Raw genomic sequence first — 16492 nt, 5'->3', positions numbered from 1 at the left:
GATAGTCTTTGTGATTTTTCAAGCGCGCGGAGCCGGTCAGATGCTCTTCAGGTCGCCGGCGGCGACTACCGGTCCGGTCGGCTGTCCGGTCGGCGAACCGCCTGACGGCTCGAGGCTGACGGCAAGCACCGCGCCCTGGGCAAGCTTCTGCTGGGCCGCCGGCGAGACGACAATGTGCGCCGTAGCGCCGGCCGGAATGACGCCCATCGACACCGGCGGGTTCTTGCCCTCGATCATCCACAGCTCGAAGTCCTTGCCGGAAGCACGCTCACCGGAGACATGCGACAGGCCGATTTCGTGATGCGCGGCATCATAGACGGCGAGATATCTGACGTCGCTGCCTTCGGCGGCCAGCGAAGCGACGAGGCGCGCCTGCGGCTGCTCGACCGGGGGGTTGAGGACTGGCACGGCGATGTAAATCGCCAGTGCCGCAGCCGCGGCCGCGGCAAGGCCGCGCCAGAAGGCCAGGCTGGACCACAGGCCGCCGCGCGATTCGGCGGGCGTGGTCACGGCGGCAGCGTTGGCGAACAGGCGGCGGTCGACAGCGGTCTTCACCGAAACCGACGGCTCGACTTCCCGATAGGCGGCGGCAAGCGGTGAGAGACTGACCTCCCAACTCTCGACAAGACGAGCGAAAACCGTATCCGCATCGATGCGGCGGGAGACGATCTGGCGTTCGTCGGCATCGAGCACGCCGAGAACGTATTCGGCGGCGAGCAGGTCGTCGCCTCCACGTTCCGGTCCTGTGTCTTCTGCCAGCGTCATCTTTCCAGACATTCTCTGAGTTTCAACAGGCTGCGGCGCAGCCATGTCCGCATCGTGTTCAGCGGCACGCCATGGCGCTCCGCCAGTTCGGCATAGCTCTCGCCCTTGAGATAGGCGCCCCGGACGGCGGCTGCCCGGTCCTTCTCCAACTCATCGAGACAATGGTGGATACGTTCGGATTCGTCGCCCGCCACCGCCATCGCTTCAGGCCCCGGCGCCGGATCGGCCACGTCGAGCGCGGCATCGATGTCGGCGGCGGGCTTGCGTCGCGCTCGTATGCGATCGATCGCATGGTTGCGCGCGATTGCCACCAGCCAGGAGATCGGGCTTAGATCGGAGACCGCAAAACGATCCGCCTTCGTCCATATCTTGACGAAGACTTCCTGCAGCGCTTCTTCCGCGTCTCCCCGGTCGTTCAAGACACGAAGGCAGACGCCAAAAAGTTTCGCGCTGGTCTGCCGGTAAAGCAGATCGAACGCGGCCCGATCCTTCATCGAAGTCCGAACGATCAGCTTGGTGATGTCCTGCGGCGTCATTGCAGGCAAGTTAGGCGATTGCGATGTGTTTGCAACGGCGGAAATAATCTTGTGCACGCCTAAGCTTTTGTGTGTCGCCAGCCCGGATCCGTCGACCGATTGCCAATGGAATCGCCACTGGCTAGCTTGCCCTTAGTGATGGGGAGCGCGCATGTCGGTCGAACGGACCCTTTGGGAAGAAGATGCCACGGGCCTCGCCAATCTGGTCCGCAAGGGCGACGTTTCGGCCGTCGAGCTGACCGACACCGCGATTGCCCGCGCCGAGGCCACCCGCCCCGACATCAATGCCACGGCCGAACCGCTCTACGATGCCGCCCGGGCCCGCGCCAAGACCATCGACCGCTCGCTGCCGCTGGCCGGTGTTCCCTTCGCCATCAAGGATCTCGGCATCGCCATCAAGGGCGTGCCGACGCATGGCGGCAGCCGCATTCCGGCATGGCTGGCCGATGTCAATTCGGTGCTGACCGACCGCTATCTCGCTGCCGGGCTCATCCCGATCGTCACCTCGACATCGCCGGAGCACGGGCTTCGATTGATGACCGAATCCAGGGCCTTTGGCATCACCCGCAATCCGTGGAACACCGGCCATACCAGCGGCGGCTCTTCGGGCGGTTCGGCAGCCTTGGTCGCAGCCGGCGTCGTGCCGGTGGCGCATGCCTCCGATGGCGGCGGCTCGATCCGCGTGCCTGCCGCCTGCACCGGGCTTGTCGGTCTGAAGACGTCGCGCGGCCGCACACCGCTGACGCCGCTGGTGAGCGAAAGCTGGTACGGCATGGTCGTCGACCATGCGCTCACCCGTTCGGTGCGCGATTGCGCGCTGCTGCTCGACCTCACCCACGGGCCCGATCCTCTGTCGCCCTATGCCGCGCCGCCGCCGAAAGGCACGTTCGCGGCTGCCGCCGCGCGCGATCCCGGCCAGCTCAGCCTGGCCGTGTACCGCAAATCCCCGCTTGGCCTGCCGATCTCGGACGAGACGCTCAAGGCGCTCGACAAGGCGGTGGCGCTTGCCCGCGAGGGCGGCCACACGGTCGAGGAGATCGACCTGCCCTTTATCGGCCGCGATTTCTTCGCCGATTTCTGCAGGACGGTTGCCTCCGCCGTTGCCGGCACGATGCGCGCCGAAGCGCTGCGTGTCGGGCGCTCCGTTACCGGCGACATCGAGCGGGCGACGCGCGTGCTCGCCCGCTTCGGCGAACTGGTGTCGGCCGGCGAGACCTATGCCGACCTGCAGCGGCTGCATGCCGCCTCGCGACGCCTGATTTCGGAGACCGTGCAGTACGACGCCGTGCTGATGCCGGTCATTGCCCACCCGCCGCTCGCCTGCGGCGCCATGGATCCGAAAGGCGCCGACGAACTCATCGAGAACCTGCTCGACAAGCTTCATCTGACGCCCTTGCTGAAGCTGAAGCCGTTCTTCGGGCAGCTGATGGACAAGAGCCTCTGGTTCACCCCTTGGCCGGCGATCCAGAATGTCAGCGGCCAGCCGTCGATCGCGCTGCCGGTCCATGTGACTGACGCCGGCCTGCCGCTCGGCGTCCAGGCGGCCGGCCGTCCGGGCGACGAGGAGACGCTTTTGTCGCTCGCCGCGCAGATGGAGAAGATCTCGGGTTGGCTGGACCGCAGGGCGCCGCTGATGGTGCCGCCACAATGACGAGGTCGTGAAGCGCTCGAATATGACTGCAAAGCCATTTGCGGGCGACGCCAATTCCCGCTAAGACGCCGCCGTCCTTACCTGATGCATGTCGCCCAGAAGTGTCCAGCGGTTTCGCGACAACGACATGCTTAAAATAAAAAGCCGGGAACCAAGCCGATGACGGAAATAACCGCCACCGCCGAAATGCAGGCAGCCCTGTTGTCGCGGGCGCTGCCCTACATGCAGCGCTACGAGCACAAGACGGTCGTGGTGAAATATGGCGGCCATGCCATGGGCGACATCGAGCTTGGCAAGGCCTTCGCGCGCGACATCGCGCTGCTCAAGCAGTCCGGCGTCAACCCGATCGTCGTCCACGGCGGCGGCCCGCAGATCGGCGCCATGCTGGCCAAGATGGGCATCGAATCGAAGTTCGAGGGCGGCCTGCGCGTCACCGACCAGAAGACGGTCGAGATCGTCGAAATGGTGCTGGCCGGTTCGATCAACAAGGAGATCGTCGCGCTGATCAACGCCGAGGGCGAATGGGCGATCGGCCTGTGCGGCAAGGACGGCAACATGGTGTTCGCCGAAAAGGCCCGCAAGACCATGATCGACCCGGACTCCAACATCGAGCGCGTGCTCGATCTCGGCTTCGTCGGCGAGCCGGTCGAGGTCGACCGCACCTTGCTCGATCTTCTGGCACGCTCCGAGATGATCCCGGTGCTGGCGCCGGTGGCGCCAGGCCGCGACGGCCACACCTACAACATCAATGCCGACACCTTTGCCGGCGCCATTGCCGGCGCCTGCCAGGCGACGCGCCTGCTGTTCCTCACCGACGTGCCGGGTGTGCTCGACAAGAACAAGAAGCTGATCGACGAACTGACCGTGGCCGAGGCCAAGGCGCTGATCAAGGACGGCACGGTCTCGGGCGGCATGATCCCCAAGGTCGAGACCTGCATCGAAGCGATCGAACGCGGCGTCGAAGGCGTCGTCATCCTCAACGGCAAGACGCCGCATGCGGTGCTGCTGGAACTGTTCACCGAGCATGGTGCCGGCACGCTGATCGTGCCCTGAGGGGCTCGTCAGCCGGCTAACTTTTTCGCCTCGGAATCTTCAATATTGCCGATGAGGGGAATGGCCGGCTTTCTGGCCGGGCGTCGAACGGACATCGATTCCTCCTCGGCGTCCTGCGGCGCGCCCCAGAGTTCGGCCAGCGTCGGGCCGTCTTTCACCCTGATGTCGCGGACCAGAAAGCCCCAGACCTCGCGGAACCAGACGCGGCGGCCCATCTGCGTGTACCAGCGCATCGAATGCCGCTGCTCGGGATCCCTGTGGAACAGGATGCGCGCCAGCGCCTTGGGCCGCGATTGCACTGCGAGCTCGATCAGTTTGGCGCTGAAGAACAGCATCCAGGGTTTCAGACGCGTCATCTGCAGCACCTGGTGCTTGTAGTCCCACAGGCGCGCGTCCTGCTGGATCACCTTGCGATCCCGCGCAATGCGGAAGAACGGCGTCCAGCGATGCGGCGTCACATACAGTGCCTGGATCTGGTCCGGGTCGTAGGCGATGAGCTGCCGGAAGCCGCGCCACAGGTCGCGAAACCCTTCGTCCTCGAAGCCGGCCACCCAGGTCGCCATAGACAGGATGCCGTTGAGGCGCAGCAGCCTTATCGCCTCGCGGTCGGATGAGATGCTGCCGCCCTTGCGGATCAATTGCAGCGTCTGCTCGTCGGTGTTTTCCATGCCGAGCAGCCAGCGGATGACACCGGCCTTGCGGTAGAGATGCAGGATGTCGGCATCGCGCACGATGTCGTCGGCGCGGGTCGAACCGACGATCAGCACCGGCACGTTCTCGGCGATCAGGGCGTCGAGGAAGGCCCCCCAGGCCTTCTTCGAGACCGTCGGATTCTCGTCGGCGAGATTGATCAGCTCGACGCCGTGCTCGCGGTGCAGCCAGGCGATCTCCCTGGCGAACTTTACGGGGTCGCGATGCCGCCATCGGGTCCAGAAGCCGCGCTGGCCGCAATAGTTGCACAGATGCGGACAGCCGCGCGAAAACTGCATGACCACGGCCCGCTTGCCGCCCCAGTAGCTGTACCGCGAGTGCTCAATCAGCTCCCAGCCGACGCGGTAGGCGTCGAGGTCGGCAATGGTCATGGCCGGTTGCGTGGCGAAGGGGCGGCTGAGATCGTCGCGATAGGCGATGCCGGCTACGCTCGCCGCCGGCTGGCGCATTTCCAGCGCCTCGACCAGCGCCACGACGGTCGCCTCGCCCTCGCCGCGCACGATGAAGTCGAATGATCCGTTGCGGCCAGGATGTCGCGCCAATGATAGGTGGGGAAAACGCCGCCATAGATGATGATGGTCGCCGGTTCGCGCTGCTTGATCTGCTCAGCGATCAGCAAGGCGGTCGGATGCGCCGAGGTCGAGCCGGAATGGCCGATCAGGACGAAGTCGGGGTGATCGTCGAGTGCATCGCAAACGACCCTGTCGAGCGGCATCGGCCCGAACTCGGCGTCGACGAGCCGTACTTCGTGCCCGGCATCGATCAGCGGCCCGCCGATCGCCAGCAGGCCGAGCGGCGGCAAATGATCGTCGGGCACGCGGCTGCCGATGGCGGTGTGCGGTGGATTGATCAGGACGATTTTCATGGCGGACCTCTTGGGCATTTGGTCCGCGCAAGCTGGCCGGCGATGTGGACACGCGCTTGGCCCGTTTCAGCAGTTTGCGTGCAGTTTTTCCCCAAGGAGTGCGAAGGCAGGCATTGTCACCGCCGGAGGTGGGCGAGCGGCACGTGGCCGGGTCCCTTGATGTTCTGCAGCACGAGCTGGGTGTGGACGTCGCGCACGCCGTCGAGCCGCATCAGCCGATGCATGACGAAGGCGTTGAGCTCGTCGACCGACGGCACCATGACATGCAGCAGGAAATCATGGTCGCCGGTCATCGTCCAGCACGACGACACCTCATCCATGCGCTGCACGGCGGCGATGAAGCTTTCGGGCGAGCCGTCGCTATGGCTGACAAGGCGCACCTGGATGAACACCTCGACCATCAGGCCGACCGCGCGGCGGCTGATCACCGCGGCAAAACCCTTGATGATGCCGGCATCCTGCAGCGCCTCGAAGCGCCGCGCGCACGGCGTCGTCGACAGGCCGATCTCTTGCGCCAGTTCGGAAACCGGCTTGCGCCCGTCGCGCTGCAGGACATCGAGCATCTTGATCTCGAAATCGTCGAACTGAGGCATTTTCACTCCGAGAGAGGGTTTTGTGAGTGGATATTATCTCGAATATTCCGTTCGAGCCATCATCAAAACCGATTTCCCTCGGCAAATCCGGGTAGCTTTTCGGCACGTCTGCCATTCATGATTTGCGAGGAGAAAACCATGACGACGATGAGCGTTGCCGAATACGCCCGCGACTGCGCGGCGCAAGGATTGCGCGGTGACTATTCGGTCTGCCGTGCCGATTTCACCGTGTCGCAGGGTTACGATTACAGCGAAGAAGAGCAGGCGGTGTGGCGCACGCTGTGCGACCGCCAGACCAAGTTGACGCGCAAGCTCGCCCACCATTCCTATCTCGACGGCGTCGAAAAACTCGGCCTGCTCGACCGTATTCCCGATTTCGACGAGGTCAGCGCCAAGCTGCGCAAACTGACCGGTTGGCAGATCGTCGCGGTGCCGGGGCTCATTCCCGCGGCCCCGTTTTTCGATCATCTCGCCGATCGCCGCTTCCCGGTCACCAACTGGCTGCGGACCAGGCAGGAGCTCGACTACATTGTCGAGCCCGACATGTTCCATGATTTCTTCGGCCACGTGCCGGCGCTGTCGCAACCGGTGTTCGCCGATTTCATGCAGATGTATGGCGAGAAGGCCGGCGACATCATCGCGCTGGGTGGCGACGAGATGATTTCCCGGCTCTACTGGTACACGGCCGAATATGGCCTGATGCAGGAGGCCGGCCAGCCGCTAAAGGCCTTTGGCGCCGGCCTGATGTCGTCGTTTACCGAGCTGCAGTTCGCGGTCGAAGGCAAGGACGCCCACCACGTGCCCTTCGACCTGGAAACGGTGATGCGCACCGGCTACGAGATCGACAAGTTCCAGCGCGCCTATTTCGTGCTGCCGTCCTTCGACGCCTTGCGCGATGCCTTCCAGACCGCCGATTTCGAGGCGATCGTCGCCCGGCGCAAGGACCAGCCGGCGCTCGACCCGGCGACGTTATAGCGAGCACGTTGCCGCAGACGTCAGGCGGTGACCACCTTGCTCAGATGGTCGCCCAGCCGGCAGGCCAGCGCGGTGATTGTCGTCGTCGGGTTGCATTGACCTGACGTGCAGAACACCGAGGAGCCGCCGACATAGAGATTGTCCATGCCGTGCATCTTGCAGTTGGCGTCGACAACACTTTTGGTGACGTCGGTGCCCATGCGCGTGCCGCCCATGTGATGATGGCCCGCCGTCTCGTCGTTGGTGGGATAGTCCTGGCCGTTGCTGATCCAATCGGCAATGCGCACGCGGCCGAGATTCTTCTCGATCAGTGTCTTGCCGAACAATCTGAGCCCTTCGAGCAGTGTGCGGCGCTCCATTTCCGATTTCTTCCAGTGTAGCTCGATGCGCGGCACGCCGGCGTGGTCGACATCGGTCTTCGACAACTCGATCTGGTTGGATGCCAGCGGCGCCTGTTCCCAGGCGACGTAGAGCTGGGCGGCGCAACGCAGCCTCTGGCTGAGCTTGGAGGACATCCACTCGGCCATGTCGGGCGCCGTGCAGGCGAGGTCGGCGATAAGGCTCTTGACGCCGGGATACGGCGTCTCGATCAGCCGGATGCCAAAATTCATGATCTGCAGCCGCTCCATGGCGGCAAGTGTCGGCGAGAAGAAGGCCTCGTTGACGGCATCGACCTCGAACGCGTTGTAGTCGGTCAGGATGGCATTGCCGCCCTCGAAGGTCGGATGCTCCATCCAGTAGCGGCCAAGCGCCGTCGCATTCGGCACGACGCCGCCGTTCGAGCGCTGGTTGGACCACAGAAGCAGCCGCGAATTCTCCAGCCCACCGGTGCAGACGATGAAATAGTCGGCGCTGAAGGAGCCGGCATCCTGCCCGTTCGACCACAGTCTGGCGCCAGTCACGCGTCTGCCGTCGCCGGCAAGTTCGGTGGCACAAGTGTTGAGCACCACCGCGATGTTCGTGGCCTTGTCGAGTTCATCGCCGAATTTCTCGGCGAAGCGCACGGCCGGGCTCTTGATCAGCTGCACCCAGCGAATGTCGTTCGAGATCGGCATATCGGGCCGGAGGGCCGGAAGGTCGAGAATGTCGCGCACTTCCGGCAGATAGGGTTCGATGTCGGTGCGGCGGATCGGCCAGCCCGTGTCGGGTACCCAGGCCTTCGGCTCGAAATCCTGCTTGTCGAGGACGCGGCACCAGCCTGCCCAGTGGTTGGAACTGCCCCCCATGAACCGCAGCCGGGTTATGTCGAGATCGAAATAGAAATCCCCGACCGTGCTGCCCCGGTAGAAGTCCTGCGACTCGTCGCTGAATTCGCGCGGACCGGCCTCCATCACCACCACCGGAATGCCGGCCGCACCAAGCTTGCGCGCAATCGTCGTGCCGGCCGGGCCGGAGCCGAGGATGCAGACCTTCGGGGTGAAGTTCGCGGCGCGATACGCCTGGTAGCTGTCGAAGATCATGCCAGGTCGCTCCGCTTCAGGATCCAGCCATTGACCTCGACGATCTCGTTCGGGTCGGGCTCTGGATCGGCGGCATCGGCATCAGGCAGCTTGCGGAACAAAGACAGGGCAGGCAATGCGATCAACGCCTGCACGAGCGCGCGGCGTGACATTCTTTTGATGATGAAACTCATGGCTGGTTTCTCGTCTGGGCTTCGGCACTGCACGGGCGTTCCCAGAACGGCAATTCCCGGAACGACACATGCATCACCGTGGAAGCCAGTATCGTGCCAAGTCTGGCCGCAAAGCAGTGAAAACCCGGCTAAGCGGTACAACCGAGTGCAAACAGGGTTAGAGTTTGCTTAACAGGCCGGTTGCGGCAGATCGGATCACGCCGCCTCGGAAATGCCGGTATCGATGATCGTCAGATTGCGGCCCTGGTGCTTGGCCTGGTAGAGGCGCCGGTCGGCGGCGCGCATCAGCTCCGACACACTGGCTTCCTCGCCGCAGATGGTGCCGCCGATGCTGACCGTGAGCGGGATGGTCCGCTCGTCGACGGGCCGGAAGCGGATCAGCTCGACTTCGCGGCGAATGCGCTCGGCGACGCGCTTGGCCTCCTGCTCGGTGGCGCCGATCAGAAAGGCGCCGAACTCCTCGCCGCCGATGCGGCCGAGCACATCGCCGCTGCGCACGCCGCGCTGGATCGCGCTGGCGATCAAAAGCAGCGCGTCATCGCCGGTCAGGTGGCCAAAATTGTCATTGATGGTCTTGAAGTGGTCGGCGTCGATGATCAGCAGCGCGCCGCGATCGGACTTGCGGCGCGAACCGTCAAGCGCGGCAAAGAAACTTTCCCGGTTGAGCATGCCGGTCATGTCGTCGCGGCTCGCCTTTTCCGCCAGTCGGCGATGCGCGGCGGCGAGCTGGGCATGAGCGCGGGCGAGATCGCGATGCGCGTTTTTCAGCCTGTCGCTTTGCCAGAAAGTGCTTGCGCTGGCGGCCCACGCCAGCACCAGCGGACAGAGGGTGGAGGTCAGCCAGATCGTACGATTGACCGGAAATCCCATGGCCGGAACGATGATCAGGGTCAGCAGGAGAGAGGCCGCGACTGAGGCGAAAGCAACGGCGGCGGATCTCAGAATTATGCTGTTCATCGCTTGCTCCCACAAGACTGCCTCTCTGCCAGCAAGCCCTGAAGGCCACCTTTCCCAGATGCCTAAAATTTGAATCGTGAGGCGATTTACGCAACCTCAACGAGCAGAAGTTGTGGATAAAGTCGCTTTCGGAATGCGCGTTTCATGCCATAAGGAGCCCATGACCACGCTCCCTGACCCCGCCCGCTTCGCCCATGTCACCGACTGGGTCTTCGATCTCGACAACACGCTCTATCCGCATCATTCGAATCTGTTCTCGCAGATCGACGTCAAGATGACCGCCTATGTCGGCGAACTGTTGGCATTGCCGCGCGACGATGCGCGCAAGTTGCAGAAGGAACTCTACCGCGAATATGGCACGACGCTGAACGGCCTGATGACACGTCATGGCATCGACCCCGACGATTTCCTCGAGAAGGTCCACGACATCGACTATTCATGGCTGGTGCCAGATCCCGTTCTCGGCACCGCCATCCGCCAGCTTCCGGGCCGCAAGTTCATCTTCACCAATGGCGACCGCAGGCACGCCGAGCGCACCGCGCGCCAGCTCGGCATCCTCGACCATTTCGACGACATCTTTGACATCGTCGCCGCCGGGCTCAATCCCAAGCCGGCGCGCCAGACCTACGAGAAGTTCGCTGAACTGCACGCCGTCACCGGCCACAATGCGGTGATGTTCGAAGACCTTGCCCGTAACCTTTCGGTGCCGAAGTCGCTCGGCATGACCACGGTGCTTATCGTGCCGCGCAATTTCGAGCCGACCTTTTCCGAGATCTGGGAGCGCGACCCGGCCAACGAGGATGATGTCGATTTCGTAACCGACGATCTGGCGGGGTTTCTGACGGCGATTGTGGAGGGGGAAGGAAGAGGGGAATTGAAGAATTGAAGAATTGAAGAATGAAGGACGGTCTCCACGGATCAAGTTCCCCAGTTCTTCAATTCACCAGCCCTTCAATTCCCCACTGCCCTACTCCCCCAGCTTGTAGAACCGGCTGATGATCCCCCAGGCTTCGTCGGCGGTGTCGACGAAGTCGATGATGTCCTGATCGCCGGGGCTGATCGTGCCCTGCTCGGCGAGAAAATCGAGATCGATCGCCCGCTTCCAGAAGGATTTGCCGAACAGGATCACCGGCACGCGCTCCATGCGCCCTGTCTGGATCAGGGTCAGCGTCTCGAAGAATTCGTCCATCGTGCCGAAGCCGCCCGGAAACACCGCGACCGCCTTGGCGCGCATGACGAAATGCATCTTGCGGATAGCGAAATAATGGAAGTTGAAGCAGAGCTCCGGCGTCACGTAGATGTTCGGCGCCTGCTCGTGCGGCAGGACGATGTTGAGGCCGATCGACGGCGCGCCGACATCGTCGGCGCCGCGGTTTCCCGCTTCCATCACGCCGGGCCCGCCGCCGGTCACCACGACATATTCGCGGTAATAGGAGGTAGCCGACTGTTGCGAGCAGAGGCGGGCGAATTTCCGCGCCTCCTCATAGTATTTGCTGTTCTCCTCGAGGTTCTTCTTCTGCGTCTCGTTCTTGGCCGCCCAGGCCTCGCCGCCGGGTTCCGGCAGGCGCGCGCCACCGAACAGGATCACCGTCGAGCGGATGCCGCGTTCGGCCAGGATCATCTCCGGTTTCAGGAGTTCGAGCTGCAGCCGGACCGCGCGCAACTCGCGCCGCGTCATGAAGTCGGGATCGTTCCAGGCGAGCCGGTAGGTCTCGGCACGCGTCTGCGGCGTATCCGGTACGCTCTTCGACCGCTCCAGATCCTCGTCCGAATGCGGCAGCGGCGTCCAGCCCGCCTTTTCCATAGGTGTCATATGCTCTACCCGTCCAAATTCTTCACTTGCGCCGTCCCGTGGCGCAGCCGCGATTGACCCTCACCAAGGCTTCACATAAGCAGGTTCCGCAAAAGTGTCCCGCGGTTTTGTGACAAGAACCTGCTACATGCAAAGACGCAAGCATGCGAAGCATGCATGGGGGTCCGCGCGACTTTCAAAACAGGTTAAGGCGCAGCCCCTTAACAGCTTGGTAATGGAGCGAATTCATGTCGAAGCCCGATCTGGCGAGCCTCGAAAAGACCATCGAGAAGGCCTTCGAGGAACGCGACGCGATTTCGACGGCGACGCGCGGCGAAACGCGCGATGCCATCCAGTCGGCGCTCGACCTGCTCGACCGCGGCGCCGTCCGCGTCGCCGGACGGCAGGCCGACGGCAAGTGGCATGTCAACCAGTGGCTGAAGAAGGCCGTGCTGTTGTCCTTCCGGCTCAATCCGATGGAGATCATCAAGGGTGGTCCCGGCGAAGCGATGTGGTGGGACAAGGTGCCGTCGAAGTTCGATGGCTGGGGCGCTGTCGATTTCGAAAAGTCGGGCTTTCGGGCCGTGCCGGGGTCGATCGTGCGTCGCTCGGCCTATATCGCACCGGGCGCCGTGCTGATGCCGTCTTTCGTCAATGTCGGCGCCTATGTCGATACAGGCACCATGATCGACACCTGGGTCGGGGTAGGCTCCTGTGCCCAGATCGGCAAGAACGTGCACCTTTCCGGCGGCGTCGGCATCGGCGGCGTGCTGGAGCCGATGCAGGCCGGCCCGACCATCATCGAGGACAATTGTTTTATCGGCGCGCGTTCGGAAGTGGTCGAAGGTTGCATCGTGCGCGAAGGCTCGGTGCTCGGCATGGGCGTCTTCATCGGCCAGTCGACCAAGATCGTCGACCGCGCCACCGGCGAGATCTTCTATGGCGAAGTGCCGCCGAATTCCGTCGTCGTCGCCGGAACGATGCCGGGCAAGTCCTTTCCTAACGGCGAGCCAGGTCCGAGCCTCTACTGCGCCGTCATCGTCAAGCGTGTCGACGCCAGGACCCGCTCCAAGACCTCGATCAACGAATTGCTGCGCGATTGATCTTTGCGCAAAGCGAGCGCACCTTCCGTCGGCGCGACAATCGGTCGCGCTGGTTCAACATGGAGGGGTGACATGGACTGGAAGGATCTGCTCACAAGTTTTGATGGTCGCATAAACCGTGGCAAGTTCTGGGCCGCGATTGGCGTTTTCATCGTCATTGGCATCGTTGCCTTTATTCTCGATGCGATTCTCGGTACACGCATCACCACCGCCAGTGGCGCCCAGATCGGCATCATCGGCATTCTCATCGCTCTGGCCTCGATCTATTTCGCACTCGCAGTCTACGCCAAGCGCTGGCATGATCGCGGCAAGTCGGGCTGGTGGAGCCTGATCATGCTGGTGCCGCTCATCGGCCCGATCTGGTTTCTGGTGGAATGCGGCATTCTCGAAGGCGCCAGGGGCGCCAATCAATATGGATCGGACCCGCTTGCCTGACAGATCAGATCTCACCTGGCTTTTTTTCAAAACCTCGGGCCGCGTCAGTCGCGCGGCCTATTTTCTTGGCGGGTTGCTCGTCGCCATCATCCAGGCCTTCCCGCTTTACCGCTTCACGCTGGTGCCGGAAGGTTCGGCCGAGAGCAACATGTGGTCGTTCATCTTCTTCGTCGCCTTCATCGCCTCGCTGTGGTCGAACATCGCCCTGGCGGTGAAGCGGCTGCACGATTTGGACAAGCCGGGCATTGCCGCGCTGATCCTGTTCGTGCCGGTAGTGTCGATCGTCGCCTTCCTTGTGTTGTGCCTGTTTCCGGGGCAGCCTGGACCCAACCGCTATGGCCGGCGCACCAACGAGCCGGAACAATCCTGAGGGCCGATCGGACATGCGCTACCGCACGCTTGATCCGAAGCTGATCATCGAGACCGCGGAACGGCTGGAGACGCGTGTTGCGGAGCGTTTCCCCAAGGCCGGCCTGCGCGGCGTTGCCGCCGAACTGGTCTCGCTGTCGCGCGATCTGGCACAGGGCGCCAAGGCCCTGGAAGCGCCGATCTGGTGGCTGCGCGGCCTCATCGTCGCCGCTGTCGTTGCCGGCGCATTGATGTTCATCTTCGTCGGCACCGTCCTGCCATTCGACCGCATTTCCAAACCCGGTGATGCCGTCCAGTCGGTGCAAGGCATCGAAGCTTCGCTCAACATGTTCATCCTCGCCATTGTCGGATTTCTCGCCTTGATCCGCTCCGAGGAGCGCATCAAGCGCAAGCAGGTGTTTCGCCAGCTGCATGGCCTGCGCTCGCTGATCCACGTCATCGACATGCATCAGCTGACCAAGGATCCGGCGGCGCTGTCGGCCGATTTCAAGCCGACGTCGCATTCGCCCGCCCGCATCACCAATGCCGCCGACCTGGCCCGTTACCTCGATTATTGCTCCGAAATGCTGTCGATCACGGGCAAGATCGCCGCATTGTTCGCACAGTCGGTCAATGACGACGTGGTCATCGACGGCGTCAACGACATCGAGAACCTGGCGTCAAACCTGTCGCGGAAAATCTGGCAGAAGATCACGTTGATCGACGGCCGGCCGGTGCAACAACCTGCTCCGGCGGCAGGCCCGGCGAGCCAAGCCGCTCCGCTTCCGCCGCGCGCACCAAGGCGGTGATCCGCTGAACCGTCGGCACGGGCGTGCCGGCCTTCCCCGCCAGCTGCAAGATGGCGCCTTGCAAGTCGTCGATCTCCGTCGGCCGGCCGCGCTGAAGATCGTCCCACATCGACGAGCGCGCCTGCGCGTCGATCGCCAGCATGCGCCGCGCCAGCAGCTTGAACAGCCAGTCCGGCAGCCTGAGCACCTTCGGCAGCAGCGCCGGCCGCAGGCCGGCGATCCGCGCCGGCTCGATGCCGGACGCTCTCATCGCTCTCAGTGCCTCGTCGATCTGGCTGGCCAGGATCAGCCGCCAGCGTCGATCGGCCAGTTCGGTTGCGAGCGGCAGACCGGAAAGCGCCACCAGTGCGTTGTTCAAATTCATCAGCAGCTTGCCCCACAGCACAGCCTTCATGTCGCCACGGGTTTCGACCGCAAACCCTTCGACTCCAAGCAGGTCGGCCAGGCCGGCGTCGCCATCCTCGACCATTACCGTGCCGTCGCTGGCGCGGTGAACGCGCAGCGGCAGTTCGCTGTCCGGCGACTGCACCACATTGAACGGCACCATGCCGGCCAGCACCGTACGTCCGGCAAGTTCAGCGCGCAGCCTGTCGGCATTGCCGACACCGTTCTGCAGGCTGATCACCACGGCATCGGGGCGGGCATGGGCCTTGATGAGGTCCGCCATATCCTGCGTGGCGCCGCTCTTGACCGTGACCAGGATCACGTCCGCCGGCGGCAGGGCGACGGCCGGATCGGCGGTGACGACAAGCGCCTCGGGCTTGATCGAGCGATCGCGGCCCTGGAGGTCGCTGACCCGCAATCCGTCCTGCCGCAACGCTGCCTCGATGCGCGGCCGCGCCAGCAGAATGACCTCTCGGCTGGCCAGCGCCAGGCAGCCGCCGGCATAGCAGCCGATGCTGCCGGCACCGGCTATGACGATCCGTTTGTCCTTGTCTGCCATCCTGTCGCCCGCGCCGGGTCGCAACTATACGACATGAAAACCATAATATCGGCGGTATCGCCAGCCATGAGGCTGGCCCCTATGTCTGGCCGTGACAGGCCCTGCGCTTTCGACTATCGCTTTTGCCATGACGCTGCCGACCGATCCCGCCGAAAACCTCGCCGCCCTTATCCGTTGCGCTTCGGTGACGCCCGCTGAGGGCGGTGCGCTGACCGCGCTGGAGACGATGCTCAAACCGCTCGGTTTCCTGGTCGATCGGCCGGTGTTTTCCGAAGACGGCACGCCCGATATCGAAAACCTCTATGCAAGGCGTTCCGGCAACGGCCCTCATCTGATGTTCGCCGGCCACACCGACGTGGTGCCTGTCGGCGACGAAGCCGCCTGGACGCATCCGCCTTTCGCCGCCGAGATCGCCAATGGCGAGATGTATGGCCGCGGCGCCGTCGACATGAAGGGCGGCATTGCCTGTTTCATCGCCGCCGTGGCGCGCCATGTCGAGGCCAATGGCGGTCCGAAAGGGTCGGTCTCGCTGCTGATCACCGGCGACGAGGAAGGCCCCGCGATCAACGGCACGGTGAAGCTGCTCGAATGGGCGGCTTCGCGGGGCGAGAAATGGGATGCCTCTGTCGTCGGCGAGCCGACCAATCCGGACGCTCTCGGCGACATGATCAAGATCGGCCGCCGCGGCTCGATGTCCGGCGCCGTCACCGTCAATGGCCGCCAGGGCCATGTCGCCTATCCCCTGCTTGCCGACAATCCGGTGCGCGGGCTGATGAGCCTGGTCGACGCCTTGCTGCATCCGGTTTTCGACAAGGGAACCAGGGATTTCCAGCCGACCAATCTGGAGATCACCTCCATCGACGTCGGCAACCCCGCCACCAATGTCATTGCGGCCAAAGCGACCGCGACCTTCAACATCCGCTTCAACGACACCTGGACGGACGAGACCCTGCAGGCCGAGATCCACAACCGGCTCGACCAGGCGGCCAGGCGCAAGAAGTACCGGCAGGGCAAGAAGACGCCGGTCGACTACGAGCTCGTCTGGCGCGACCGGCCTAGCCATGTCTTTCTGACGCGCGACGACAGGCTTATCGAAACGCTGCGCGGCTCGATCAAGTCGGCGGTCGGCAAGGAGCCGACGCTGTCCACCTCCGGTGGAACGTCCGACGCGCGTTTCATCAAGGACTATTGTCCGGTGGTCGAGTTCGGGCTGGTCGGCAAGACCATGCACATGGTCGACGAGCGCGTCGCCATTGCCGATCTCGAAACGCTGACGCAAATTTACCAGCGCTTCATAGAAGACTGGTTCGGACAGGGCTGAAC

General features: G+C 63.6%; 17 protein-coding genes and 1 pseudogene. 9 read left to right on the top strand and 9 right to left on the bottom strand.

Annotation, left to right across the window (positions count from 1 at the left end):
- Positions 1-36: 36 nt before the first annotated feature.
- Together NKH95_RS09045 and NKH95_RS09040 are read right to left on the bottom strand one after the other, a co-directional pair.
- Positions 37-765, bottom strand: a complete 729-nt coding sequence (locus NKH95_RS09045; RefSeq protein ID WP_023810778.1) for an anti-sigma factor — start codon at positions 763-765, stop codon at positions 37-39.
- Entirely contained in the window at positions 762-1301 is a 540-nt protein-coding gene (locus NKH95_RS09040; RefSeq protein ID WP_013528490.1) for a sigma-70 family RNA polymerase sigma factor, read from the bottom strand. Before NKH95_RS09040 ends, NKH95_RS09045 begins: the two co-directional genes overlap by 4 nt.
- A 151-nt stretch (positions 1302-1452) precedes the next feature.
- Here NKH95_RS09040 and NKH95_RS09035 point away from each other — a divergent pair, with 151 nt between their 5' ends.
- Positions 1453-2952, top strand: a complete 1500-nt coding sequence (locus NKH95_RS09035) for an amidase (protein ID WP_352891368.1) — start codon at positions 1453-1455, stop codon at positions 2950-2952.
- A gap of 159 nt (positions 2953-3111) precedes the next feature.
- Positions 3112-4005 carry an acetylglutamate kinase gene (gene argB, locus NKH95_RS09030; RefSeq protein ID WP_013528489.1) on the top strand — a complete coding sequence of 298 codons (894 nt, stop codon included), beginning with the start codon at positions 3112-3114 and terminating at the stop codon, positions 4003-4005.
- Positions 4006-4013: 8 nt separating this feature from the next.
- Here argB and bchE read toward each other — a convergent pair.
- Together bchE and NKH95_RS09020 are read right to left on the bottom strand one after the other, a co-directional pair.
- Positions 4014-5581, bottom strand: a pseudogene (gene bchE, locus NKH95_RS09025) (magnesium-protoporphyrin IX monomethyl ester anaerobic oxidative cyclase).
- Between the two features lie 116 nt (positions 5582-5697).
- Complete coding sequence (locus NKH95_RS09020; RefSeq protein WP_023810775.1) at positions 5698-6174, bottom strand: Lrp/AsnC family transcriptional regulator; 477 nt, start codon at positions 6172-6174, stop codon at positions 5698-5700.
- A 138-nt stretch (positions 6175-6312) separates the two neighbouring features.
- Between NKH95_RS09020 and phhA the strand changes: the two genes are divergently transcribed.
- Positions 6313-7149, top strand: coding sequence for a phenylalanine 4-monooxygenase (gene phhA / locus NKH95_RS09015; RefSeq protein ID WP_352891367.1), 837 nt, complete (start codon positions 6313-6315; stop codon positions 7147-7149).
- 20 nt (positions 7150-7169) lie between these two features.
- On the opposite strand, the gene NKH95_RS09010 is transcribed toward phhA, so the two are convergent.
- From NKH95_RS09010 to NKH95_RS09000, 3 genes are all read right to left on the bottom strand, one after another.
- Positions 7170-8609: a GMC oxidoreductase gene (locus NKH95_RS09010; RefSeq protein ID WP_352891366.1), complete on the bottom strand. Its 1440-nt coding sequence runs from the start codon at positions 8607-8609 to the stop codon at positions 7170-7172.
- Positions 8606-8782 carry a hypothetical protein gene (locus tag NKH95_RS09005; protein WP_023810772.1) on the bottom strand — a complete coding sequence of 59 codons (177 nt, stop codon included), beginning with the start codon at positions 8780-8782 and terminating at the stop codon, positions 8606-8608. Before NKH95_RS09005 ends, NKH95_RS09010 begins: the two co-directional genes overlap by 4 nt.
- A gap of 195 nt (positions 8783-8977) precedes the next feature.
- Entirely contained in the window at positions 8978-9739 is a 762-nt protein-coding gene (locus tag NKH95_RS09000) for a GGDEF domain-containing protein (RefSeq protein ID WP_023810771.1), read from the bottom strand.
- 160 nt (positions 9740-9899) lie between these two features.
- Between NKH95_RS09000 and NKH95_RS08995 the strand changes: the two genes are divergently transcribed.
- Entirely contained in the window at positions 9900-10625 is a 726-nt protein-coding gene (locus NKH95_RS08995) for a pyrimidine 5'-nucleotidase (protein ID WP_127395611.1), read from the top strand.
- Between the two features lie 81 nt (positions 10626-10706).
- On the opposite strand, the gene NKH95_RS08990 is transcribed toward NKH95_RS08995, so the two are convergent.
- Positions 10707-11552: an LOG family protein gene (locus NKH95_RS08990; RefSeq protein WP_013528481.1), complete on the bottom strand. Its 846-nt coding sequence runs from the start codon at positions 11550-11552 to the stop codon at positions 10707-10709.
- Positions 11553-11779: 227 nt separating this feature from the next.
- Here NKH95_RS08990 and dapD point away from each other — a divergent pair, with 227 nt between their 5' ends.
- From dapD to NKH95_RS08970, 4 genes are all read left to right on the top strand, one after another.
- Positions 11780-12634, top strand: a complete 855-nt coding sequence (dapD, locus tag NKH95_RS08985; RefSeq protein ID WP_352891365.1) for a 2,3,4,5-tetrahydropyridine-2,6-dicarboxylate N-succinyltransferase — start codon at positions 11780-11782, stop codon at positions 12632-12634.
- A 72-nt stretch (positions 12635-12706) separates the two neighbouring features.
- Entirely contained in the window at positions 12707-13069 is a 363-nt protein-coding gene (locus tag NKH95_RS08980) for a DUF805 domain-containing protein (protein WP_352891363.1), read from the top strand.
- Complete coding sequence (locus tag NKH95_RS08975) at positions 13062-13439, top strand: DUF805 domain-containing protein (RefSeq protein ID WP_023810766.1); 378 nt, start codon at positions 13062-13064, stop codon at positions 13437-13439. The genes NKH95_RS08980 and NKH95_RS08975 overlap by 8 nt, the downstream gene beginning before the upstream one ends.
- Positions 13440-13452: 13 nt before the next feature.
- Positions 13453-14226, top strand: coding sequence for a hypothetical protein (locus NKH95_RS08970; protein ID WP_023810765.1), 774 nt, complete (start codon positions 13453-13455; stop codon positions 14224-14226).
- On the opposite strand, the gene NKH95_RS08965 is transcribed toward NKH95_RS08970, so the two are convergent.
- A complete protein-coding gene (locus tag NKH95_RS08965) occupies positions 14129-15169 on the bottom strand; it encodes a 2-dehydropantoate 2-reductase (RefSeq protein WP_352891362.1) in 1041 nt (346 codons plus the stop codon). The two genes, NKH95_RS08970 and NKH95_RS08965, sit on opposite strands and share 98 nt — an antisense overlap.
- 127 nt (positions 15170-15296) lie before the next feature.
- On the opposite strand from NKH95_RS08965, the gene dapE reads away from it, so the two are divergent.
- On the top strand, positions 15297-16490 hold the full coding sequence (dapE, locus tag NKH95_RS08960) for a succinyl-diaminopimelate desuccinylase (protein WP_352440610.1): 1194 nt from the start codon (positions 15297-15299) through the stop codon (positions 16488-16490).
- Positions 16491-16492 lie beyond the last annotated feature (2 nt).

The sequence above is a fragment of the Mesorhizobium sp. M0848 genome (genome assembly GCF_040319805.1).
Lineage (GTDB): Bacteria > Pseudomonadota > Alphaproteobacteria > Rhizobiales > Rhizobiaceae > Mesorhizobium.
This window is presented reverse-complemented; position numbering and strand designations above follow the sequence as displayed.